Source organism: Prochlorococcus marinus str. MIT 0912 (assembly GCF_027359595.1).
In the GTDB taxonomy this organism is placed as follows: Bacteria; Cyanobacteriota; Cyanobacteriia; order PCC-6307; family Cyanobiaceae; genus Prochlorococcus_B; species Prochlorococcus_B marinus_C.
Genome location: NZ_CP114783.1, coordinates 1483822 through 1505620 on the forward strand (window position 1 = coordinate 1483822; position 21799 = coordinate 1505620).

28 protein-coding genes are annotated in these 21799 nt (G+C 33.6%); 12 read left to right on the forward strand and 16 right to left on the reverse strand.

Going from position 1 to position 21799, the window contains the following annotated elements:
- Window positions 1-105: 105 nt before the first annotated feature.
- Together O5640_RS08530 and O5640_RS08535 are read left to right on the forward strand one after the other, a co-directional pair.
- A complete protein-coding gene (locus O5640_RS08530; protein ID WP_269612024.1) occupies window positions 106-462 on the forward strand; it encodes a hypothetical protein in 357 nt (118 codons plus the stop codon).
- Between the two features lie 33 nt (window positions 463-495).
- Complete coding sequence (locus tag O5640_RS08535; RefSeq protein ID WP_269612025.1) at window positions 496-726, forward strand: hypothetical protein; 231 nt, start codon at window positions 496-498, stop codon at window positions 724-726.
- On the opposite strand, the gene O5640_RS08540 is transcribed toward O5640_RS08535, so the two are convergent.
- Window positions 727-891 carry a hypothetical protein gene (locus O5640_RS08540; protein ID WP_269612026.1) on the reverse strand — a complete coding sequence of 55 codons (165 nt, stop codon included), beginning with the start codon at window positions 889-891 and terminating at the stop codon, window positions 727-729.
- A gap of 85 nt (window positions 892-976) precedes the next feature.
- Between O5640_RS08540 and O5640_RS08545 the strand changes: the two genes are divergently transcribed.
- Window positions 977-2695 (forward strand): ATP-binding cassette domain-containing protein, encoded by a 1719-nt coding sequence (locus O5640_RS08545; protein ID WP_269612028.1) that lies wholly within the window; start codon window positions 977-979, stop codon window positions 2693-2695.
- A gap of 25 nt (window positions 2696-2720) precedes the next feature.
- Here O5640_RS08545 and O5640_RS08550 read toward each other — a convergent pair whose 3' ends face one another.
- Entirely contained in the window at window positions 2721-3899 is a 1179-nt protein-coding gene (locus O5640_RS08550; protein ID WP_269612029.1) for a trypsin-like peptidase domain-containing protein, read from the reverse strand.
- 231 nt (window positions 3900-4130) lie between these two features.
- Here O5640_RS08550 and O5640_RS08555 point away from each other — a divergent pair, with 231 nt between their 5' ends.
- The 5 genes from O5640_RS08555 to O5640_RS08575 all read left to right on the forward strand — a co-directional run bounded on the left by O5640_RS08555 (window position 4131) and on the right by O5640_RS08575 (window position 6607).
- On the forward strand, window positions 4131-4409 hold the full coding sequence (locus O5640_RS08555) for a DUF2973 domain-containing protein (protein ID WP_269612030.1): 279 nt from the start codon (window positions 4131-4133) through the stop codon (window positions 4407-4409).
- 54 nt (window positions 4410-4463) lie between these two features.
- Window positions 4464-4847, forward strand: a complete 384-nt coding sequence (locus O5640_RS08560; protein ID WP_011822953.1) for a hypothetical protein — start codon at window positions 4464-4466, stop codon at window positions 4845-4847.
- A gap of 101 nt (window positions 4848-4948) precedes the next feature.
- The gene (locus O5640_RS08565) at window positions 4949-5095 is read left to right on the forward strand and encodes a chlorophyll a/b-binding protein (protein WP_011294091.1); all 147 of its coding nucleotides are present in this window, start codon (window positions 4949-4951) and stop codon (window positions 5093-5095) included.
- A 34-nt stretch (window positions 5096-5129) separates the two neighbouring features.
- Entirely contained in the window at window positions 5130-6290 is a 1161-nt protein-coding gene (gene xseA / locus O5640_RS08570; protein ID WP_269613833.1) for an exodeoxyribonuclease VII large subunit, read from the forward strand.
- Window positions 6291-6478: 188 nt separating this feature from the next.
- The gene (locus tag O5640_RS08575) at window positions 6479-6607 is read left to right on the forward strand and encodes a hypothetical protein (RefSeq protein WP_269613834.1); all 129 of its coding nucleotides are present in this window, start codon (window positions 6479-6481) and stop codon (window positions 6605-6607) included.
- A 2-nt stretch (window positions 6608-6609) separates the two neighbouring features.
- Here the strand turns inward: O5640_RS08575 and O5640_RS08580 are convergent, their stop codons facing one another.
- The 5 genes from O5640_RS08580 to O5640_RS08600 form a co-directional block, all read right to left on the reverse strand.
- Window positions 6610-6939, reverse strand: a complete 330-nt coding sequence (locus O5640_RS08580) for a hypothetical protein (protein ID WP_269612033.1) — start codon at window positions 6937-6939, stop codon at window positions 6610-6612.
- A gap of 62 nt (window positions 6940-7001) precedes the next feature.
- Window positions 7002-7916, reverse strand: a complete 915-nt coding sequence (locus O5640_RS08585; RefSeq protein ID WP_269612034.1) for a YihY/virulence factor BrkB family protein — start codon at window positions 7914-7916, stop codon at window positions 7002-7004.
- A gap of 137 nt (window positions 7917-8053) precedes the next feature.
- Window positions 8054-8872 (reverse strand): inositol monophosphatase family protein, encoded by an 819-nt coding sequence (locus tag O5640_RS08590; RefSeq protein ID WP_269612035.1) that lies wholly within the window; start codon window positions 8870-8872, stop codon window positions 8054-8056.
- Between the two features lie 16 nt (window positions 8873-8888).
- The gene (locus O5640_RS08595; RefSeq protein ID WP_269612036.1) at window positions 8889-10466 is read right to left on the reverse strand and encodes a TolC family protein; all 1578 of its coding nucleotides are present in this window, start codon (window positions 10464-10466) and stop codon (window positions 8889-8891) included.
- A gap of 37 nt (window positions 10467-10503) precedes the next feature.
- Window positions 10504-11835, reverse strand: coding sequence for a TIGR03279 family radical SAM protein (locus O5640_RS08600; protein WP_420063686.1), 1332 nt, complete (start codon window positions 11833-11835; stop codon window positions 10504-10506).
- 431 nt (window positions 11836-12266) lie between these two features.
- Between O5640_RS08600 and O5640_RS08605 the strand changes: the two genes are divergently transcribed.
- Window positions 12267-12905: a DUF3120 domain-containing protein gene (locus O5640_RS08605; protein ID WP_269612038.1), complete on the forward strand. Its 639-nt coding sequence runs from the start codon at window positions 12267-12269 to the stop codon at window positions 12903-12905.
- A gap of 13 nt (window positions 12906-12918) precedes the next feature.
- On the forward strand, window positions 12919-14619 hold the full coding sequence (gene nadB, locus O5640_RS08610; RefSeq protein WP_269612039.1) for an L-aspartate oxidase: 1701 nt from the start codon (window positions 12919-12921) through the stop codon (window positions 14617-14619).
- Here the strand turns inward: nadB and O5640_RS08615 are convergent.
- The 7 genes from O5640_RS08615 to O5640_RS08645 form a co-directional block, all read right to left on the reverse strand.
- Window positions 14606-15547, reverse strand: a complete 942-nt coding sequence (locus tag O5640_RS08615) for a vitamin K epoxide reductase family protein (RefSeq protein ID WP_269612040.1) — start codon at window positions 15545-15547, stop codon at window positions 14606-14608. The two genes, nadB and O5640_RS08615, sit on opposite strands and share 14 nt — an antisense overlap.
- 181 nt (window positions 15548-15728) lie before the next feature.
- Window positions 15729-15821, reverse strand: coding sequence for a cytochrome b6-f complex subunit PetL (gene petL / locus O5640_RS08620; protein WP_011294102.1), 93 nt, complete (start codon window positions 15819-15821; stop codon window positions 15729-15731).
- A gap of 63 nt (window positions 15822-15884) precedes the next feature.
- Window positions 15885-16286: a DUF4346 domain-containing protein gene (locus tag O5640_RS08625; RefSeq protein WP_269612041.1), complete on the reverse strand. Its 402-nt coding sequence runs from the start codon at window positions 16284-16286 to the stop codon at window positions 15885-15887.
- An 81-nt stretch (window positions 16287-16367) separates the two neighbouring features.
- Window positions 16368-16634 carry a hypothetical protein gene (locus O5640_RS08630; RefSeq protein WP_269612042.1) on the reverse strand — a complete coding sequence of 89 codons (267 nt, stop codon included), beginning with the start codon at window positions 16632-16634 and terminating at the stop codon, window positions 16368-16370.
- Window positions 16635-16665: 31 nt separating this feature from the next.
- Entirely contained in the window at window positions 16666-17847 is a 1182-nt protein-coding gene (locus O5640_RS08635; protein ID WP_269612044.1) for a GNAT family N-acetyltransferase, read from the reverse strand.
- 22 nt (window positions 17848-17869) lie between these two features.
- The gene (locus O5640_RS08640) at window positions 17870-18553 is read right to left on the reverse strand and encodes a RibD family protein (RefSeq protein ID WP_269612045.1); all 684 of its coding nucleotides are present in this window, start codon (window positions 18551-18553) and stop codon (window positions 17870-17872) included.
- A complete protein-coding gene (locus O5640_RS08645) occupies window positions 18554-19480 on the reverse strand; it encodes a 6-carboxytetrahydropterin synthase (RefSeq protein WP_269612047.1) in 927 nt (308 codons plus the stop codon).
- A 52-nt stretch (window positions 19481-19532) separates the two neighbouring features.
- Between O5640_RS08645 and O5640_RS08650 the strand changes: the two genes are divergently transcribed.
- Window positions 19533-20129: a shikimate kinase gene (locus O5640_RS08650; RefSeq protein WP_269612048.1), complete on the forward strand. Its 597-nt coding sequence runs from the start codon at window positions 19533-19535 to the stop codon at window positions 20127-20129.
- On the opposite strand, the gene O5640_RS08655 is transcribed toward O5640_RS08650, so the two are convergent.
- Complete coding sequence (locus O5640_RS08655; RefSeq protein WP_269612049.1) at window positions 20083-20346, reverse strand: chlororespiratory reduction protein 7; 264 nt, start codon at window positions 20344-20346, stop codon at window positions 20083-20085. The two genes, O5640_RS08650 and O5640_RS08655, sit on opposite strands and share 47 nt — an antisense overlap.
- Window positions 20347-20367: 21 nt before the next feature.
- Here O5640_RS08655 and O5640_RS08660 point away from each other — a divergent pair, with 21 nt between their 5' ends.
- Window positions 20368-21075, forward strand: coding sequence for a DUF6816 family protein (locus O5640_RS08660; RefSeq protein WP_269612050.1), 708 nt, complete (start codon window positions 20368-20370; stop codon window positions 21073-21075).
- Here O5640_RS08660 and O5640_RS08665 read toward each other — a convergent pair.
- On the reverse strand, window positions 21062-21781 hold the full coding sequence (locus O5640_RS08665) for a glutathione S-transferase family protein (protein WP_269612051.1): 720 nt from the start codon (window positions 21779-21781) through the stop codon (window positions 21062-21064). The genes O5640_RS08660 and O5640_RS08665 overlap by 14 nt on opposite strands.
- Window positions 21782-21799: the final 18 nt, after the last annotated feature.

Here is a 21799-nt window from a genome sequence, read left to right on the forward strand (position 1 = left end):
ACACTTGTACGCAAAGGTAGTATCCTTGTGTATGATACTTACTAATCTGGCCAATTTTGCCTTTTCCGCCTTTACTTAATTTTTTTGATTTAACAGGAGTATTTCATGTCTAAGCCATCTCTCCCCGCAACATCAAAACCTCTTTCTAGGAATGTTGTTGTAAATAAAGGGACTGTAAAACCACAAAAAAAGAAGAGTCGTACTAATGGTAAGAATGGAGACGTTCTGATTTCTGCTGTTGTGAGTTCTTATTTATTGACTCATTTACACCATGTCTTGCAAAGAGCAGAATATGGGGCTAGTAAAGAAGGAAGATCTTCTCATGCTGCAAACTTTGCTCAACTTCGTAAAGTTCTTTGTATGGACGCTAGAAGTATGAAGGACGCGTCTGCCGTAGGTTTAAAGGAAAGTGATTTAGATATGTGCAATGGATCTTCCTGCTTAGAGACAAAAGCTGCATAATTGAATATTCTTTAACTAATCAATATTTTTATCATGAGTGGTAATGCTGCAGAGCTTTATAAGCTTATAAATGCAGACCCTAAGAAAAAACAAGAACTTTTTCGTCAAGCTCTTCAAAATCCAAAAGGTGCGATGCAATCTATATGTGCATTCGGGATTGAAATGAATTTGCCAGTTACCTCAGAAGAGGTAAAAGAATATTTGACTACAATTGATGATTTAGATACTAAACAATGGCTAGTAAAGGCTAGGGGTGGGTTGTGATTAATTTTTGAATGAAGATTGGATCTCTAAGGTATCTTGTCCATTGTCTCTAATTCCTCTTCTTTCATAGCCACCTCCGCCTGCCATCGTCCAAAAAAACCAATAACTTGGAATTGCAAGAGCAGCGGCGAGCACTAAAGCAGAAATTTGTTCGAGTCTTAACATAGTTCACTTAAGTAATGTAATTTAAATCAGTTGGCATCATTTAAAGCTAAATGATCGAAGCTAATTCACTTGAGGTTTTGTTGTAGTGTTGCGACTTGAAAAGATAAGTAAGATTTATCCTACTGGGGAAGTGTTGAAAGATGTTAGTTGGGAAATAAGAAACGGAGAGAGAATTGGTTTGGTTGGAGTCAATGGGGCAGGGAAATCAACACAATTAAAGATTATTGCTGGACTAGAAGAGGCAACTGATGGATCTTTGATTAGGGAAGGAGATCCATCTATTGCATATTTAAAACAGGAATTTGATGTCGATCTCTCAAGAACTGTCAGAGAAGAGTTATTTGAGGCATTTCAAGAAGCATCCAATTTGCTTCAAAGTCAAAAATTAATTCAAGAAAATATGGAATCTGATTTAGCCGCTAGTGATTTGGATTATCTGGATTCATTAATAAAAGAATTAAGCGTTATTCAAAGCAAATTTGAATCAATAAATGGTTACGATTTAGAGTCTAAAGTTGAAAAACTATTACCTACGATAGGCTTCAACCAAAATCAAGGAGATCGACTAGTTGGAGACTTCTCGGGTGGCTGGCAGATGAGAATAGCTTTAGGAAAAATTCTCCTGCAAACTCCTGATTTATTGTTGTTAGATGAACCAACTAATCACTTAGATTTAGAAACTATTGAATGGCTAGAGAATTATTTAGTTAATCAGAAAGTTGCCATGGTAATTGTTAGCCATGATAGATCTTTTTTAGATAAGGTTTGTACTAAAATCGTTAATACAGAGCGAGGACAATCAAAAAGTTATCTTGGTAATTATTCATCATATCTTCAACAGAAAGATTTTGAATTGGAATCAACAAGAGTTGCATATGAAAAACAGCAGAAGGATATACAAGTTCAAAAGGCATATATAGAAAGATTCCGAGCAAGTGCTACTAGAAGTACACAAGCTAAAAGTAGAGAAAAGTTATTAGATAAAGTTGAAAAAATAGAAGCTCCTGAGAATAAGTTGAAAGGACCTATTTTTAACTTTATGGATGCACCTCGTGCAGGTAAGGATATTTTGAGTATTAAGGACTTAACGCATAGCTATGAAGATAATATTTTATTTTTAGGAGCCTTTTTGGAACTTGAACCTGGTGAAAGAATAGCATTTTTAGGTCCAAATGGTTCTGGTAAGTCTACTTTACTTAGGCTAATTATGGGCTTAGAAGAACCTGATGAAGGATCTATTGTGATAGGAAAATATAATATTATTCCTAGTTATTTTGAACAAAATCAGGCTGAAGCCTTGGAATTAGAAAAAACAGTAATCGAGACAATTTCTCAATCTGTACCAAATTGGACTCAAACACAAATGCGATCTTTGCTGGGTAGCTTTGGTTTGACTAATGATTCAGTCTTTAAGGAGGTGAGTCAGATCAGTGGAGGAGAAAAAGCAAGGCTTGCTTTAGCTTTAATGATAATTAAGCCATCAAATTTACTTATCCTTGATGAACCGACAAACCATTTAGATATACCTTCAAAGCAAATGTTAGAGAAGGCATTGTCTAATTATAGTGGAGCTGCATTAATAGTTTCTCATGACCGATACTTTATTTCAAAAGTTGCAAATAAAATTGTTGAAATAAGAGATGGTCAATTAATTAAGTATCAAGGTAATTATAAATACTACAAAGAGAAAAAAATTGAAGAAGCACAAACAAAAGAAAAAGAATTACAATTAGCTGAACGTGAAAGGAAAAGGTTGGCTAATCGAGAAAAACAACGAAAGAAGAAAAAACTAAATAAAAAATAATCATTATTCAAGATCTTTTTTAAATTTATAGTTGAAGATCATAGATATCGATTGGCTTTATGATTTTTATAAAATATATATTCTCTCTAATTATTTTGATTTTCAAATTCGATTTTAAATTATTCCGATTTATTTTTTGAACCACATCGGCAGGAGTATAAATTTTTTCATTATTGATTGAAATTATTAGATCATTTACTTTTAATCCACCTTTTTCAGCAGGACCATTTGGCATTAAATATTTAATAATGGCTCCATCTTCTGTTTGGGAAAGAAAATTACTTTTTTGTTTGATATTACTTGAAAGGGTTACTCCGATCATGGGATGTTTGGCCCTGCCACTGGTAATTAAATCTTTGGCTATTTTTCTAGCTCTATTTATTGGTATTGCAAAACCTAACCCTGCTCCTGGTCCTGAGCGGACAAGAGTATTAATACCAATTACTTCTCCAGCAGAATTCAATAATGGTCCTCCAGAATTACCTGGATTAATTGCTGCATCGGTTTGAATAAGATCTATTCTTTTGTCGGATATACCTAATTGGGCAACATCTCTATTGAGATTGCTAATGATTCCAAGAGTAACCGTATTTTCAAGTCCAAAAGGATTTCCAACTGCAATTGCCCAATCACCAACTTTTAAATTATCGGAGTTACCTAATTGAGCAGTGGGCCAAGGACCTTTTGCTTTCAGTTTAATTACTGCAAGATCTGTTAAAGAATCCTCTCCAACAACATTTCCAAGAACTCTTCTTCCATCTGATAAACCCACTATTAGCTGGTCAGTTTTTTCAATAACATGAGCGTTGGTCAAGACTAGACCTTCTTCAGAAAAAATTACGCCACTCCCTTGGCCTTTCTCAATTCTGGATCGTGGAACTTGGAGGCCTCTTAGACCAAATAATCTTTCAAAATATCGATCATTCAAGATTCCAGGAGGAAATACACCTTCAGTTGAAGAAAAAACCTTACGCTGTGTCTCAATGGTGACCACTGCATCTCCACTGATATTTAATGCGTTTGATACAAAAGATTGTTTATTGCGATTCTGCGGAGATGATAGTAAAGCTTCGCTTGAATGAAGCGGAGTTTCATATCGGAAATTACAAAAAATAAGAATAACTAAAACAACAATTTTAAAATATTTTTTTTGACTAAATTTTAGTGATTGTATTAAAAGTCTATTCGAATCTAACCCAAGCATGATCTTTTGGAAGGGATTAGTTTTGTATTATCAGAAATCATCATAGCTAATTTGGAAATTGAAAGGTCCAACAATTTAATTACCATAGATTTTTACTAACGAACTATTCATTGAACTTTCTTTCCTTTAGAATGTAGATCTGATTTATACTGGGATTAATGATGAAAGTAGCGCGACTTCAAAACTTAATCTGATCAATGCATTCAGTTTTTTAGACTTCTCATTTTGCAAATGTTGAGCAATTTCTTACCTTTTGTTTATGGCCTTTCAGTTTTTGCTTTGTTGATTTTGGCTGCCAGAATAATGCTGAATGGTTTTTTTTCAGGTCAAGCATCATTTAAAACTAGAAATTCATTCGCAAAGAAAAAAAGTGATGATCGAACAGGTTTGGTTACTGTTCATCCTGAGCTTTTAAACAAAGATGGTTGCATTACTGATGAAGATTTGCTCACAGTTCGTTTTTCTAAGGACACTGATCATCCACAATCATCTGAAAAGCCTTCTGAATAATTTTCATTAGATTTTTTAGTTTGACATTAAATAGTTATCAAAGAGGTTTTGATTTTGGAACAAAGAACCCGCATAGTCGCTGCAGTTTTGAAAAACATGAAGTTACCACCAAGGTTTCGTCTCAGATTATTAAAGGAAGATCCAGTAAGGCTTGAATTAAGTCTCACTCCAGCTTATGGAAAAGATCCTATTCAAGTTGGTTTGGTAGAGTCTCTTGATTTGGTAGCTAGAAGAGACAGAGAAGGAAGAATGCCAAGAGATCTTCAAGGGACCTGGGATTGGACTGTGCGACATGGTGAAGTTAGTACTGGTGGATGGAATCCTTATTTAAAAGAAGCACTTCAAACTATGTTTGAAACTGGATTGCCAGCAATTATTTACGAAGAACTTACTGGAGAGGACTATCATCCAGTTGATGGAGCAAGACATGTTAGGTAGGTTTTTAGAAATTTAAAAATAAATTAATTTCAAGAGTAAATTTATATTTTTTCTCACATTGAGCATTTCTTTAGTACTATTAGGCTGATTTCGATTTCCAAATGAAAGATAACTTTGAACCTCGTTATGGATTTGTCAACTTTGCTGAAATATGGAATGGCAGATTAGCAATGATGGGTATTTTAATCGGTTTAACAACAGAGCTTTTAACAGGGCAAGGCATTTTAACTCAGATGGGAATCGGTTGAAAAACTAATTTTTAGTTTTTTCATTTTGAATAGTTTGACCAATCTTAAAAACGCTAAACAATCACTAACTACATATAGTGTTCAAGAATTAAATGAATCTATTGGTTTATTAATTTCAAGAGGATTTGCGCCAAGATTTATACTTAAAGCCACTGTTTCAAAGTCTACAATCAAAAAAGGTCATTTATGGTTGACTCTAACTGATGGAAAAGCAACTGTAGATGCGGTTGCTTGGTCATCAACAATAAAGTCTTTAAAGTTTTTACCTAAGCAAGATGATGGCGTTGTTATTGTTGGTAAATTAAATTTCTGGGAGTCTCAAGCAAGATTATCTGTACAAGTTTTTGATATTCGACCAAGTATTTCTACTGTTCTAAAGAAGTTTGAAATCGTTAAATCAAAACTACTGAAAGAAGGTTTGATAGATGATTCATTACGAAGAAAATTACCAAAATATCCTCGTTCAATTGGTATTCTTACAAGTGTTCCTAGCTCTGCTTTGGCGGACATGCTTAGAACATCTAAGGAAAGATGGCCATTAACAAAACTGCAAATAATTCCTATTCCAGTTCAAGGTAATAATGAAAATGAATTGCAATCTGTTTTAAGTAAATTAAAAAAAAATAAATTAAAATTAGACGCAATAATTATAGCTCGAGGAGGAGGTAGCAGAGAAGATTTAATGTTGTTCGATAGTGAAAGAATAGCTAGAGAAATCGCAATGTTCCCAATACCTGTTATTACAGGTATTGGGCATGAAGATGATCTAACAGTTTCTGATCTTGTTTCAGACCATAGATCTGCTACACCAACTGCCGCGATTGTTGATCTATTACCCTCAAGAGAAATTGAGAAAAGTAATTCTTTGCAAAATAAAAAAATACTCAAAGACTATTTGAAATTGTTTTTTAAAAACAAAAAGACATTTTTAATTACAAAAAAGTCTTCTTTTCAGTCAGATTCACCACGAAAATTAATAAAAAATGAAAGAATAAAAGTTAATTATATGTATGAGATTTTGAATGTAATTTCTCCAGAAAAACTGTTAAAAAGAGGTTTTGTACTTATTACTGATGAGTCGGGTGATTCGATCTATAGTGTCAAACATGTTAAGGAAAAAGATAAGCTAATAGTTCAATTTTGTGATGGAAAAATAACCGTAGAGGTTGATAGTCTTAATTATGATAAAATTTAAATTTGTTAAAATAAAATTTTCAATTCTATGACATTTGCAGATGAAGGCACCAAAAATCAGTTATCAATGTCTAATAAAGTTACTAACAAAAAAAATATTGAAATTTTAAAAAAAATATTAATAAATTAAGTTATGAAGAATCTATATCTGAATTAGAAATTATTTTAAAAAATGTACAAGATGAAAATATTTCATTAAACAAAATTCAGATTAATTATATTAAAGGTCATCTACTTCTTAAACATTGTGAGGAACTTCTACAAATTGTTGAACAAGAGATTAATGAAATTAATCCTGAATTTTTAGAATTAAATTAAATTTATAAATCTATATCTTCAGATTTAATGTCAACCGTTGCTGCACTTGCTGGAATATTTTCCAGAATATCTGTAGTATTTCTTATACTTTTTCCACATACAGGACAAATGGTCTGACTATTTAGAAAGGTTGAGCCACAAGCTTCACAGGTTGTCACTTTTGATTGAATTTTTTTCCAAGTAAACCATCCAATGCCTCCTAAGATTAATGGTATTATTGTAAAAATAAGGAATATTCCACCCGCTAAATCAATAATAAATTTTCCAGCTGGTGTAGGGAAAATAACAAGTAAAATAAATACCATCCATATCAATGAAGATGGCTTATTCATGATTAGTTAAGAGATTTATTTATATATTCTAATTTAAAATATGTTGAATGCTTCATTGATGTTTAAACGTATCGATTGCGACGCATGCTTGCAATTACAACGCTCCAACATTGCCCAAAATAAATAATCACACCTACCATCCAAACCCAAAGAGTCAATACTAGGACTCCACCAATGAAACCATAAGCTTGAAACCTTGATCCCAACGAGAGGATACTTCTACTAACTGCCAAATTTAGAATAGTTAGCAGAGTTCCAATCATAAACGCACCAGGTACGAGAGGCTTTAAAGGCACTCTTCTACTTGGAAGTAAACCTTGTAAAAGTAATGCCATAGTTGAAAAACCTATTAATGGAAGCATGAATTGCCCTACTTCAAGGACGGGTATTTTTGACATCGTATTTTCAATCCAAGGGCTTGTATTTGCTAACTCTTCCAAAACGGCACCAGGGATCATACGAATATTTGCACTGATTTGATCTAGGACCATTAAAAATCCAACTAATAGAACAACAAAAAACGCTTCTATTCGGTTTCTGATAAATCGAAATGCTTGGATCTTTAATGGATCAGGTTTGGATTTAACTGGTAGAACATCTTCCCATAATCTATCTGCTCCTCTTTGTAATGTTAGATAGGCATTGCCAGCAGTGATCATCAAGAACATTGCGCCAAGTATTCCAGCTCCAAATCCTTGATTAACTAATTTTATTAGAGTTGAATCGACTAGGCCAACAACTGATGGCGGTAAAACTTGAGCAGCAAGAGCAATGATTTGTTGATCTAAGCCTTGCTGTTTTCCTAAAAACCATGATGCGACTGATAGTGATATTAGTAATATTGGAAAAAAGGACTGAAGAGTGTAGTAAGCAAATGCTGCGCTTAAATCGACGCAATCACATTTAGACCATCTTTCATAAGCTCTCCAGAGGCTGCTAAAAAACCATCTTGCTTTTTTACTCCAGTTCAAGCCCACTTTGGTTTTAAAGTATTTAATATTACGCTACATCCTAAGGAGAAGATTGTTCTTAGTTGAATCAGTAGATTTAAAATCATAAATTTTTTCGTTCAGATAATTTCTTTATTTAATGAAAACAAAAAACAGATGTTGAATTAACTATCTTGGATTAAGGCACTTGCCCAAGGAAGCATATTGTTCAATTTATCCTCGGAGGATGCTGTTAGTAATGGGAAATTCACAGAAGTAAGATCTGTTCCAGAAAGAATATCTTTTGGGTTAGTGTCCAACCAATTGATAAGACAATTAAGTTCCTCAAGAATTAACCAGGCAGCTGCAACATCCCAGATTTTTGGTGTGGCTTCTAAAGCAGCAATAGTCTGACCTATGGCAACACTAGTCATATTTAAACTGGAGACCCCAAGTAGTCTTATTTTTCCTGGAAAAGATTGCTCTGGTTTCATTTGTAAAACTTTAATTGACCGGCTACAAAGAGAAATGCAATCACTATTTTTTTTGAAGCGAGATTCAGGCTTAAGTGGCTTGTCATTTAGCCAAACTCCTTTTCCCTTTATGGCAAAAATTCTTTTTTTCAGCGCTGGTATGTCAAGAAAGGCTGTTTCGGGTTCACCATTGGTGAAACGAGCTATTGAAATTGCCCAATAAGGAATGCCTGCTGCAAAATTAGTTGTGCCATCTAGCGGGTCAACTACCCAATATTCACTTGAGCTAGGAATTGACTTATTACCTTCTTCACTCAGGACTCCTTCTCCGGGAGCAATTTTTGATAACCCTTGAACTATTGTTTTATCGCTCCACCTATCACATTCTGTAATCAGTGTTCCATCAGGTTTGATGTCAGAGTTGATTTGACCAAAATCTTGAAGTTGACGTCTTCCTACCTCATCAACTAAATGATGAATTGATATTAGTTGAGAGTCGCTCAGAGTTTTAGATATTGGATTTAGAGTCATTTTCTTCAGTTAAAAGCTATAGCTGACATAAAGGAATTAAATTCGATTCATAGAGATTTGATTGGCTGTCTGTGTTACTTTGATTTTCTTGATTGACTTTGATATCACATGGTTTGATGATATCTAGACCAGTTTGTCTACTTAAATCAGCTAATAAGGTGTTGTAGCTAGTAACAGAAATAATATAACGAACTTCGGAATCAGTTAAATCTCTTTGGTTATTTACAACTTCTCTTTGTGTAGTAATACCTGATTTATATCTAAGCTTGGCAAGTCTTAGAGACTCTCGTGCAGATAATACTTCTGTATACGAAGCGGAAATATTTAGTTTGGCCGATTCTAGTTTGAAGAAAACTTCTTCAACTTCTTTTCTGATTTGAGCTCTTCTTGATGCAAAATTTAGCTTAGCTTCTTTTGCCTTACTTTTATTGTAGTTATATAAAGATCTTGAATTGCCTCCATCAAAAATAAACCATGTTGCATTTAGCCCAATTGTGTTAGAGAAATTGGAGGATGTATTGCTGGTATTGGGAGATACTTGATTTAATTCCCCTTTTGCAAATGAAGAGGTGGTTGTATTTACTATGCTTAGTTTTGGTTGGCTAGCGGCTAGTGCAGCATTGGCATTACTGCTGTTAATTGATATATCTAATAAGATACTTTCGAGTTCTTCTCTTGAATTATAAGCAGCAATAATACTATCTTCTAATGATAAATCCCATATACCTATTACTTGAGTTTTTGAACCAATTAATGGTGTTACATCCTCTGGAAAATTAAGTATTTCAGCAAGAGATCTTTGTCCAATTTTTTGATCTCCTAATTTAATATTAAATAATTGTTGATCTCTAGCTAACTGTGTTTTCGCTTCTAGAACCTCTAATTTTGTGCCAATACCTGATTCAAATCTAATTTCTGCGTCTCTTAATCCTAAAGCGGAGGATTCAATTGATTTCTTTGCAACTTCTATTTCCTCATTTGCTTTTTGCAAATTGAAGTATCTTTTTTTTGCCTCTAATTTTAAATCTCTTAAAATTATTGAGTATGTATATTTTGACTTTTCAAAACTGTCTCTAGCTGATGCTATCTCTGGGACTCTGGCAGGATTAATTAAATCCCATTTTATTTGAGCAGAAATTGAGGAGCTCCATTGTTTACTTGAAGTGTCTGGTATTACACTTGAATCATTATAATTTTTAGATTCAAAATATTGAGGTATACCATTAGCTGTTAGGTTTAATGTTGGGTACCATAAAGATAATGAACTTTTTAATATTGATTTAGCTTGTTCAATTTTTTCTAAGTAAATTTTTATCTTTCGATTGTTATTTATAAGTATATTTTCTAATTGATCGAGATTAACTTTTTGATAAGTTTTTACTAATACTTCGCGTGATCTAGAGGGTAGAAAAAGATCTTTAGGTGAATTTAATTCATATAAGACTACTTGGTCTTTTGGACTTTGGCTTTTACTTGATTCTCCTATTGTTTTTATATTGGAAGCTATTTTTTGCGAACTTGTAGCCCATAAAGGATTAAGCCCAGATATAAATAAACCTGCAACAATTAGGAATTTTCTCTTCACTCTCCTCATAGTTATAAGAAAAATTGAGATGGATTGAGTAAAGCAATTATGCTTTACCAAGTGCTTTGCTCACGATGTCTTGGGCATCATGGACAATTCTTATAGGTACATTAAGTGAAGAAGAGAGCTCTTGAAGAGTCATGTCATCAAGAAAAATTTTTTCACCTTGCCTTAGCATGACCGATGGTAAAAGTAATTCATCGCCTAATTCTTTTCCCTGCAGGCCTTTTATTAGGTCCTGTCCTGTAAGTAGCCCTGTAACTATTTGTTCTTGCCCCCAGTAAGGACTTGGAATCCCATATAGTTTAATTGTGAAATTATTTATTTTATTTAGTCGTTTACAAGGCTTCAGTAATTCATTTTCAACAAGTTTGCCAACAACCCAGCTGCAAGTTTTTTTTTGATTAATTAATTTAGGTAAATTTCTTGTGGCTTCATCCATCGCTCTAAGAAAACTGCGAATACTTCCTACTCCATTCTCTTTTTGAGGTAAATCTTCATAAGAATTTAGTGAGGGCAGAGGCTTTTTCGCTATTAAATACCATTCGTCAGATAACCAGGCAAAACGGGAACCAGTTAATTTGTAAAATTTTTTCTGCATTGGTTCAACTTGATTGATGACTTTTATTGCACAAGCTGAATCCACGGGTATTAGTCCATCATTGCTGGGACGGAATCTGGTTAAACCAACTGGAACTACTGCGGCTGAAAGGACAACGGGAAAATCTCCTTGCGCAAAATTATAAAGATCATTAATTGTTCTTTCTAAAGCTTTGCCATCATTTATTTCAGGGCAAACAACAATTTGAGCATGAATTTGTATTCTCTTTTCTGAGAACCAAGCTAATTGATTTAAAAGTTCAATAGCTTTAGGATTCCTTAGTAATTTCGATCTTAAAGAAGGTTCTGTTGCATGCACTGATACAAATAAAGGAGTGAGTCTTTGTTGATCAATTCTCAGCCAGTCTTGTTCGGTAAGATTTGTCAGTGTTAAGTAAGAACCATATAAAAAACTTAGCCTGTAGTCGTCATCTTTTAGATATAAGCTTTTTCTTTTCCCTGGAGGCTGTTGGTCAATAAAACAAAATGGACATTGATTATTGCATTGTTTTAATCCATCAAATAAAGCTTCAGTAAAAGCCAGTCCTAACTCATCGTCGTAATCTTTTTCAACGTCAATTGTGTGTTTTTGACCTTTTTCATCGAGTATTGTTAGTTGAATATTTTCTTCAGCAATAAGAAATTTGTAATCAATAAGATCTCTTGGTTTTACACCATTAATACTAATTAATTGATCTCCAACTTCAAATCCAAGTTCCTCTCCTATGGAACCTTGTTCGATAGAGGCAACAACTGCTGGTTTTATTTGATTTTTCATTATCTTTACTGTGCTCATTAATGCTCTTAAACAAAAAAATAAATTTTTTATACTTTTCGGGCGGTTTGAAAAAAATTAAATTGATTTTGAAGAATCATTTATTTTTTAATATACGTAAATTTTCAAAAAAAAGTACTGAAGCAGCATTTTTGAACCATGTCTTTTTCTAAGTATTAAAAAACTAGACCTTGAAAAGCATTGTAAACATTGTAATTAGGAAGTTTTAAGATTTTTTTGTTTTAACTTTGTTATTTGTATTCTGAAGACTGTTTGGTTTGGGTATCGACTTGAATGTAAATTCATAGAAGGTTGAGCTGAAAACCAACTCAGTTTTATTAATTCTGATTTACTCAAACAATCCCACCAAGCCCATAAATCAAGAAACGTCCTATCTGTCAAAGCGAAGGACATTGCAATTTTGGGCTAGCACAATGGTTGTCCTGCCGGTTTTTGTTCAGGCTCCATGGGTTCATGTATTTCCTTTTTCAGCTTTTTTATTTAGTTTCATAATATTTTTTCTTGGTTTTTATCTTCTTAGATTTTGTAGTGATAGATGGTCCTCTGTCGGTTCGCTAATGGTTGGAGTGAGTTGGAGCTGGTTAGGAGGATGCCTCTTTTGGGGATGGTTAAGAGCTCATCCTGTATGGCATTTGCCTGTTGAGTCAATAGCTTTGCCAATAGCAGTTAGCCTTTTAAAGACTCGATGGAAAATTGGAGCAAGTTTCTATTTGGCATCTTTATTAGGAACCGCTTTTACTGACGTAATGATTGTTTTAACAGGTGTCATGAAGGCTTGGCCTGAAGTTGTTGATGCGCCTTTTTCAGAAGCCTCCCAAATATTGAGTTTCACAGCGGAAAAATTATTGACACCTTTTTCTTTAATAGCAATTTTGATTGCGGCACTTTTAATAATCTTGATAGCTAATTGGATGAATCAAAAAGCAAAAAATGAGCCTTTATCTTCTGATGCTTGGCTTGTATCAAGTTCAGCTTTAACAACAACCTTATGGGTTGATGGTTTATTTTTTGCTACGACGTTGATTCAGCCTCAATTGAGTGGATTGATTTGAATACTAATATTTTATGAAATTAAATAATGGATTTAATAAAAATGATATTTACTCAACTAATTGGGATGTAGTTGTTATTGGAGCAGGTGCTGCGGGCTTAATGACTTCTCTTGAATTACCATCAAATTTGAAAATCTTACTGTTAAATCGCAATACTAGTAAGCGCTCTTCAAGTAGATGGGCACAAGGAGGAATGGCTGCTGTTACGAGGATCGAAGATAGCGAGGATATTCATGCTCTAGACACCATTAAAGCGGGCGCTGGTCTTTGTGATCCCGAAGCAGTTCAAATGTTTGTTGAGAGTGCTCCGAGATTAGTAGATAGACTTTTGAAACTAGGAATGGAATTTGATAGAACCTCTGGAAAATTATCTACAACTCTTGAGGCTGCTCATACTCATAGAAGAGTACTTCATGTCAAAGATAGAACTGGAAAGGCATTGGTTGATGTTCTTAATGAGCAAGTTGAACAAAGAGCAAATGTTTTGCATCAAAGAGGAATAAGAGTTACACAGATTTGGGTTGAGAGAGGAAGATGTTTAGGGGTCCAAGTTCTAGATGGACCAGCTTTACGTTGGATCAAATCCAAGGCAGTTGTTTTAGCTACTGGTGGTGGTGGGCATTTATTTGCCAATACAACAAATCCAACCCAAGCAGCCGGCGAGGGAATTGCTTTGGCATGGAGGGCTGGAGCTCTAATAGAGGATCTCGAATTTTTTCAGTTTCATCCGACTGCTCTGAAATTGGATGATGCGCCCTCGTTTTTAATTTCTGAAGCTTTAAGAGGGGAGGGCGCAGTTTTAGTCGATTCTCTGGGTGAGAGCCCTGTCCATCATCTTGAAGGGAAAGATCTTGCATCAAGGGATCAAGTCAGCAGGGCATTGTTTAAAGCTATGCGAAAGCAAAAAGTTGATCATATTGGTCTCGATGTCAAATCTATTAATGTTGAGGATATGGAAGCGCGCTTCCCTTCCATTTTTCAGAGGTGTAGAGAGCTTGGCTTAGACCCTTTGAAAGAAGTCATTCCCGTTGCTCCATCTGCTCATTATTGGATGGGTGGTGTCGCTACAAACTTGAAGGCAAAAACTAATATTGAAGGACTGTTTGCGATAGGTGAGGTGGCATGTACAGGACTACATGGTGCAAATAGGCTTGCAAGCAATTCATTAATGGAATGTTTGGTTTTTGCAAATCAGATGAGAAATATTGAATTAAATGATTTTGAAACTCCATTAATATCAATAAGTAATTCAAGTTTTAAGAAAGAGAACCTTCGCTTTTCTAGAAATGATGGACCTAAGTATTTAACCAATGAAATCGAAAAACTTAGACGATTATGTTGGCGAGAAGCTGGAGTGGATCGATCGCAAAAAGGAATGTGTGCAGCTCTTGCAAAAGTTAAACGAGATCATGAAAATCTCTTAAACGAGCCTTTATTAAATTTAGTTTTTTCTCAGTCAAAAGATGAAATCAATGGATTTGATGAAATTGCTAGGAGAGATCTTAACTTGCTTCTCGATTTAAGTAATCGACAACAGTCGAGTTCGCTTATGTTGGAGGCTTGTTTATTTCGTAAAGAGAGTAGAGGAGGTCACTTTAGAGACGATTACCCTACTTCAGTTCCTTTTTGGCAATGTCATACCCGTCAAGTAAAAGGAAAGGATATTCATACAAGACCGGTTAGCGAGATTACTGTTGGGTCTAAAAATCATTAATGTTATTGTAATTACTTAGTTCGGCTAATTCTTTTAGGCTTTTCACACCCGAATCAATTGAGCCATTGATTTCCCAAGAGGGGAAACCAGTTATACCTTTCGCTTCGCAAAGTTCTCTTTGATTATTAAACCCATCTTTTGCACATTCAACTAAATTTAATTTTTTTGCAGCTTCTTTACCGAACATTTCTTTTTGATCATGGCAATGTGGACACCAATAGGCGTTATACATGACTGCTCCTTCTTTTGTGAGATGTTCAGCGAGTTTTATTTTTTCGGGAGAACTTATCGCGATTACCGCAGGTGGAATACCTTGGATATTGTTTGAAATTTCCTTGGTAGATGGATCAACTGATGATGACCAAATTAGCCCTGCTAAAAGAACTGCTACTGACACAATAAAACCTCTGAAGAATAACTTTCCATAATCCTCCCATCCGCCTCCAAACACATTTAATAGTAGAAGTGAAACTGATATAAGACAAGAAAGAAGACAGAAAAAACAGAAAGCTTTAATTTTAAATATCATAATTGAGATTAAAATTAAGCTAAAAATAAAAGTCGATGTAGATATATAAAAAGATCCCCACCATGTGACTTTTGAGACACTATTTTTTTGGTTTTTTAGAATAGGTATTAACGGAAATATTGCCATTAACAATATTAAAAAATAACTTATTAAACCTATGAAAGATAATGGAATAGAGTAATTATTTGTTTGAATCAAAGTCCCCCAAGGGCTATTTAAAACTTTATCGCATCCTCCTAATCCACCTGGACAGTTTAAATTTCCTATTAATCCCCATTTATTCAATGTTATTGATCCTGTATCAATAACTCCTACGGTTGATAATATAGCTATACCAACTCTCGCCCATTTCGAACCAAGATCTAGGCGTCGTCGACTTTTTAATCTTGAAGATCCCATGCAAGTTTATTATGAATAAATAAATTTATTTACAATTCTAAAGAATAATTCATTTAAAGGCTGAATAATCTAAATCATTTTCAATGTTCTTTATATTTTAAAAACCGTTTAAAGATTTGATTGGGTATTAAATATAGACCTCTTTAACTAATCTATTACTAATTAAGAGCGATTTATTGATTCAGATTAATTTAATAGCTTTCAGTGCTTTTTGAATCAAGAATGCTGCAGAAAGGCCTGCGCCAACAAAAACTAAGTAAAATAGAATTCCCATTTGATTTAAATTTCTCAATTAATAATAGAACATAAGTGGTTTACCTTTTGAATTTATTAATTTTTAATCTTGAATATATTGTTTCCCAGTTATCAGGCATTGCTCTGCTCGTTGTAATTCACGACCAATATAAATTGCATGATCTAAATGACTGATGGGGAATGGACCATGACCCTCGGAGATTTGAATACCTACTTGCTTGGCACTCTTCCCTTTGAAAATATTGCTTGGTTGATTTCTACTTTTTGTTTTACAACCAATTGTTTCACCCGACTCTGGATCAATAGCGCGACCTTTTTGATCAATATCATTTAAGTAATGTTCAAGTATTAACTCATTCGTTGTTGGTTCGATTTTTATTAAGAAATAACCTTTTGGGTCAAGCTTTATTTGTCGCTTGGATAATTTATCGTCTAAAAGCTTGATTGAGTTAATTAAGTCTTCTTGAGGATCTAGATTTTTCATTTCTTTAATTTACAAATTAGAAGGAAGATTCACAAGTCATCTGTTCTTTTATTATTAAATTTTTAGCTTTTTCTTCAAAATTTATCCTGCAATAAAGCTTTTTAAGATTAAAAATATAAGTAGGTTTACAAAAATAAAAGATAAATAAACAATACCTGGGTTTTTCAGTCCTGCTGGTGCTGTTAGTTCATAGCCAAAAAGATTAATAACACCTTGAGTCCCTTTATCTTTATAACTAAAAATCCCTTTAGCAAAGAAAGGTTTTTCTTCACTAGAATTAACTTTATCTTTTTCGGTGGAAAGCGATTTATCTTTCTCAGGAGAATCTAGTAAATTGTTGTCTGTCATTTAGATTAAGTCTTTAATTTGTCTGAAGTTACTATGTATTTGATAGTTTTGGCTCTTCAGTCTTGAAAGGTACTTCATTATTTGTAGCGTTTATTTGATCAATCATTAACTTATTTGCTTTTGGGAGCCATTCTCTTATTAATGAGTCCATATCTAAGTTGTACCATCTATAAAGACTTGAATTGGGTTTAGCGGTAAAACCTCTTCGTTTTTTATGACTCCCGCCCGCTCCAGGATCAAAATATTTTATTTGATTTTCTATTGCCCACTCAATCGGGGAGTAATAACAAGCTTCAAAATGTAAATTATCTATATTTTTTTCTGAACCCCAATATCTTCCCCAAAGCATATTTTCATTTTTTACACATAATGACATTCCAATAGTTTTATCAATTTTTTCTTCTTTTGCTTCAAATAAAACAATATTTTCTTTGAGTTCTGTTGATGTAAGTTCAGTAAAAAATGATTCAGTGAGGTATTTACTACCCCATACTCCCCATCTTGAACAATGAAGCTCATAAAAATAATGCATTTTTTTTAAATTCATTACATTTATTTTTGATCCACTAAGAGGTTCAACTTTTACTCCACATTTATTTATGCTTTCTCTTTCTCTCTTAATATTTCTTCGTTGATTAGAATTAAATTTTTTTAAAAAATCAGAAAAACTTTTTTCGTCATTCAATGTCAATAAACTTTGTTGGTTGACCCACTTAGCGCAATTTAGAGATTCAGCTATTTTCATCCATTTAGGATCTACATATAAAAAATTACAACTTAGAATACTATTTTGTCTGGCAAAATTATCAATTTCAGAGATTAATACCTTCGTGAGCTCTGTATGATTAACTCCGTCTGCAAAAAGAAAGCGATAACCCTCTATTGGACTTAATGGACTCATTCCTATTAGTTTTGGATAATATTGAAGACCCATGTCTTTAGCTAGTTGAACAAAGGCATTATCAAAAATAAATTCTCCATAACTATGAGACTTCAGATATAGGGGTGCACAAGCAATTAAATTTTTTCCACTCCACGCAGAGAGAAATAATGGTTGCCATCCATATTTTTTACTAACACTTTTTGATCTTTCTAATGCATTTAACCAATCCCACTTATAAAAAGGAGTTGAATTTTCTTTTAAGAAATTATTCCAAATAATTTTAGGAATTTCTTGGACTGATGTATGCCATCTGATTTTGATATTGTTCATTTATTTGATACTTAACTTATATTCAGGATAAATTATTTCTAAAATATCTGATAAGTAATTCATTATTACCAAGCTTTTTACTTTCTTTTAGAATCCAGTTATTTTTTTTATTCATGATTGTATTTAAGTTTCTTAATTCAGATGAAACCCAGCAGTAACCTCCTCCTAAAAGATCAGGGGTAATAGTAATTTGTAATTCATCTATTAGATCCTCTAAAAGAAACGCTGAAATAAGATTTGCGCCTCCTAGTAATACAACTTTTGCAATACCTTTCTTATATAAATCATCAAGAGAATCACGCCAAGTGTGTTTTAAATTTATTTTTTCATCGAATCCATTAGGAAGCGTAATCTCATTTCTCTTATCTTGACATTTCTTTTGGATTAACCATTTTTGAAGAGGTTGTCTAAAAAAAAGCCAATTAGCTGGAAAATCTATTTGGTTGCTTGCTATAAGAGCAATTGGCTGTTCATTCTTTCCTTCTAAAGTTCTTTGTTTTAATAAGTTTTTATTTTTAATGACGCAAATTGATTGATGATCTCTCAGCGTTTGCCCTCCCATTAAAATCCCATCTGACCAAGCAAGTGATTCTTCTAGGACTAAACGATCACCAGACTGACCTAATTGTGTTTTACCTCCTTCTGGATATGCGATACGTCCATCAATACTAGAAGCTAAAACTAATTTAACCCATTTTTCTTTCAATTATCTCAGCAAACCAACCTGATTTTGTGAGTCTTTAGTATCGATTTTTGATTCAGGTACTGTTGCATAAACTTCAGCTGCGTTATTTGGACTCTCTTGCAGTTTTATCTTATATAAATTTGCCCCAATCGCATTAATTGGCTTAGTTAATTTATCTGAAATATGTAATGCAATATTTTCAGCTGTTGGTACACAATTTGCAAAATAAGGAATATCTTTGTTTAAAAAGGTATGATCAAAAGGCTCTACAACCAAATCATTAATTAAACTATTTAATGCTGATAAATCACATATCATTCCGGTTCTAGGATTAATCTTTCCTTTGACAGTTATATCTACTAAATAATTGTGACCATGTCCATTAGGTCTAGCACATTTTCCGAATATTTTTTCGTTTTCGGTTTGAGGTAGGTCTTCTCTAGCTAAGCGATGAGCAGCTGAAAAGTGGGTTTGAACTGTTAAATAAGCATCCATAGCATTTCCTTGATAGTCAGCCCAAAGTTTTGGGTTTTCGTAAAGACGAAGAGATTTTAGGGGTAAGTGAGATTTAAGGCGCTCCCATATAATACGAACTAAACTTTCAGTTGTGGGAAGGCAACCTTCGGGTTTAGAAAGGTCAAACTCTGGCCATGTTTCATTTAAAAAACGAAAGTCAAGCTGACTTGTTACTTCGTTTTTTATGGCATGTTTTACATCTGAAAGGTTTAAGACCATTCCATATTTATTGAGTTCTCCTTCCATGGTTACGATTAACTCGTAATTATGTCCGTGACCAGGAGCTATTGAGCATGGGCCAAACAAGGCTGAATTATCATCATCAGATAATTCAGGAAGTCTATAAAGGTGGCTTGCGCTAAAGCAGGCTCGCCTTGTGATTACACAGCTTCTCCCTTCTCCGTGGGAAAAATTGGATGTGATTTCTTCCATAAATTTTTCACATCAAAACACATCTTAATAACTTTTAGTTACTTCTGTCTTTATGGCTGTCCAATCAACCCCTAAAACTCTTAAAGAAAAGTTAGGTGGTCGAAATATATTTTTGATAGGAATGATGGGTTCTGGCAAAAGTCAAACGGGACCAGTTTTAGCCAAAATGATCAATTATGCTTTTGTTGATACTGATGATGTTATTGAAAAAGCTTCTAAGCAGTCTATTTCTTCTATTTTTGAAAAAGATGGAGAAAAAGTCTTTAGGGATGTTGAAAAACAAGTTTTAAAAGAAATTAGTCAACATCATTCTCTTGTAATTGCTACTGGAGGTGGTTTAGTAACCTTGTCTGAAAACTGGGGCATTCTTCATCAAGGAATAGTTATTTGGTTAGATCTTGATTTGAAACGTTCCATTCAACGATTAGAAAGTGATAAAAAGAAACGCCCTTTATTACGTGGGGATGATTTAGCTGAGACTTTTAGTCAGATTTATGAAAGTAGAAAACCAATATATTTAGAGTCAGATTTGAGAATAGCAGTTGAGGATCAATCTTCATATGAGGTTGCAACTATGATTGTTGAACATTTGCCAAGCATCCTTATTGACCCGGAGACTCAAGCCGAACGGCGTACCACTGAATTGTAAAACCTGTTTTGATTTCAAGGTCGCAGGCTGTATCAAGCAAATGTTGAGCAGCTTCTGCTATTGAGGACTTGCATGCAAGATCTAATGGTAATGAATCGAATTTATTTAACCAAGATTGAAGCCATGAAAGAGTTTGTTCTTTATCTAGGAATTGTTCACTTTCGCCAGGAACCAATACAACATAATTATCCATTTCTCTAATTAGCGGATCAGACATGAGACAGAAATTTTTCTTTTTTTGATTTCTATTTTAATTATTTTTACTTACGCAGGTCCTGCGATTGCTGAAACTTTTCTTGAAATAAATAATTTTCAACCATCTAAGCTTTCTGAACGCAAATTAATATGGCCTGATTGGCGTTTTCCTTCTTCTATTAAGCGCCCAAGATTGAAAGATGATTTAATTTACCCTGATTGGTTTGAAGGGGTATGGGATGTTACTAGTCAGATAGTAAGTGATCAGTATCAAGAACCTATTATTCATTCAGCTAAATTTATTCACAATACCTTTGGTAATTTAATTGCCGACCGTGAATACAACACTCAGTCTTATGCTTTGAGCTCAAAGACTGGTGGTTTTTTATCAGTAAAGAATGATCCTAAATCACCTAATCGTCAGTTTGCTAAATTAACTGAAGACAGGTATTTAGAGACAAAAATCATAGGAAGACGTCAGGAAGAAATAGATAATAATATTTTTATTACTGATGAATTAATTTTACAAATTTTGCATACACCAGAATTGAGCAGAGTTAGCCAGGTCGAAACGTTAACCGAGTTTAAAAAATGTGGATCTGACCAAAAAAATGAGATAAATTTAAGTGATATTAATATTTGTGGAGAACAATTTCAGGCAATTTACAATCAACCTGGGCAAAATATTATTTCTTTGCCGATTAAAACAGAGAAATCTAAATTAATACTTAGGAAGACTAATTATGATTAGTTGTTGTTAATTTATCTTCAATTATATCTCTCCAGTTAAAAAGATTTTGAAGACTTGGATTATTTATGTATAAAGAGCAACCTTTACCTTTTAGACTTTCTCCAGATGAATTTGGAAATTTAAGTAGTGATAAGTGTGATGCTACAGATATATCAGCAATAGAAAGCTTGTCTCCAATAAGAAAGTTTTCATGATTAATTAAATTTGATAGATATTCTAGATTTTGTTTTAGAGATTCTTTCTCTTTCTGGTTTATTAATCCAGAAATCTGACTAGCAATTTTTGTAGGAATATTCACAAGAAGTTTTTGCATATAATCTGAAATTTCGTTGGTGAATAAAGCGGAAATCAATATTGGATTCGTCGTAAGCTCTTCCAAAAAGACAATTTTTATAGATTTTGCCAAGGTTGTATCTGCCCAATTTTCAATTATTTGGGCCTGAGAAGCTTCCTTTGGGCACTCTGGAATTAATTTTGGTTCTATTTCAATTTTCTCTAAGTGTCGTATTATTGAACTTGATTCATGGATTGTTGTTTCCTTATCAAAAAGCACGGGTAATTTTTTTTGTCCTGTTTTTTGAAAGATATCTATTTGGCCTATGGCTGGAGTTATCTCAACGGTTCGATATTCAAGCTTTTTTGCCGCCAAAGCCATTCTTACTTTCAAGCAATAAGGTGAGTGCCTAAATTGATGAAGTTCCAACATTTTATTTTCCTTCAAATG

Bases quoted from the DNA above. Each gene is read 5' to 3' on its own strand.
- O5640_RS08530 (WP_269612024.1), top strand. From the start codon at position 106: ATGTCTAAGCCATCTCTCCCCGCAACATCAAAACCTCTTTCTAGGAAT.
- O5640_RS08535 (WP_269612025.1), top strand. From the start codon at position 496: ATGAGTGGTAATGCTGCAGAGCTTTATAAGCTTATAAATGCAGACCCT.
- O5640_RS08540 (WP_269612026.1), bottom strand. From the start codon at position 891: ATGTTAAGACTCGAACAAATTTCTGCTTTAGTGCTCGCCGCTGCTCTT.
- O5640_RS08550 (WP_269612029.1), bottom strand. From the start codon at position 3,899: ATGCTTGGGTTAGATTCGAATAGACTTTTAATACAATCACTAAAATTT.
- O5640_RS08555 (WP_269612030.1), top strand. From the start codon at position 4,131: ATGTTGAGCAATTTCTTACCTTTTGTTTATGGCCTTTCAGTTTTTGCT.
- O5640_RS08565 (WP_011294091.1), top strand. From the start codon at position 4,949: ATGAAAGATAACTTTGAACCTCGTTATGGATTTGTCAACTTTGCTGAA.
- O5640_RS08580 (WP_269612033.1), bottom strand. From the start codon at position 6,939: ATGAATAAGCCATCTTCATTGATATGGATGGTATTTATTTTACTTGTT.
- O5640_RS08590 (WP_269612035.1), bottom strand. From the start codon at position 8,872: ATGACTCTAAATCCAATATCTAAAACTCTGAGCGACTCTCAACTAATA.
- O5640_RS08595 (WP_269612036.1), bottom strand. From the start codon at position 10,466: ATGAGGAGAGTGAAGAGAAAATTCCTAATTGTTGCAGGTTTATTTATA.
- O5640_RS08600 (WP_420063686.1), bottom strand. From the start codon at position 11,835: ATGAAAAATCAAATAAAACCAGCAGTTGTTGCCTCTATCGAACAAGGT.
- O5640_RS08605 (WP_269612038.1), top strand. From the start codon at position 12,267: ATGGTTGTCCTGCCGGTTTTTGTTCAGGCTCCATGGGTTCATGTATTT.
- nadB (WP_269612039.1), top strand. From the start codon at position 12,919: ATGAAATTAAATAATGGATTTAATAAAAATGATATTTACTCAACTAAT.
- O5640_RS08615 (WP_269612040.1), bottom strand. From the start codon at position 15,547: ATGGGATCTTCAAGATTAAAAAGTCGACGACGCCTAGATCTTGGTTCG.
- petL (WP_011294102.1), bottom strand. From the start codon at position 15,821: ATGGGAATTCTATTTTACTTAGTTTTTGTTGGCGCAGGCCTTTCTGCA.
- O5640_RS08625 (WP_269612041.1), bottom strand. From the start codon at position 16,286: ATGAAAAATCTAGATCCTCAAGAAGACTTAATTAACTCAATCAAGCTT.
- O5640_RS08630 (WP_269612042.1), bottom strand. From the start codon at position 16,634: ATGACAGACAACAATTTACTAGATTCTCCTGAGAAAGATAAATCGCTT.
- O5640_RS08635 (WP_269612044.1), bottom strand. From the start codon at position 17,847: ATGAACAATATCAAAATCAGATGGCATACATCAGTCCAAGAAATTCCT.
- O5640_RS08645 (WP_269612047.1), bottom strand. From the start codon at position 19,480: ATGGAAGAAATCACATCCAATTTTTCCCACGGAGAAGGGAGAAGCTGT.
- O5640_RS08650 (WP_269612048.1), top strand. From the start codon at position 19,533: ATGGCTGTCCAATCAACCCCTAAAACTCTTAAAGAAAAGTTAGGTGGT.
- O5640_RS08655 (WP_269612049.1), bottom strand. From the start codon at position 20,346: ATGTCTGATCCGCTAATTAGAGAAATGGATAATTATGTTGTATTGGTT.
- O5640_RS08665 (WP_269612051.1), bottom strand. From the start codon at position 21,781: ATGTTGGAACTTCATCAATTTAGGCACTCACCTTATTGCTTGAAAGTA.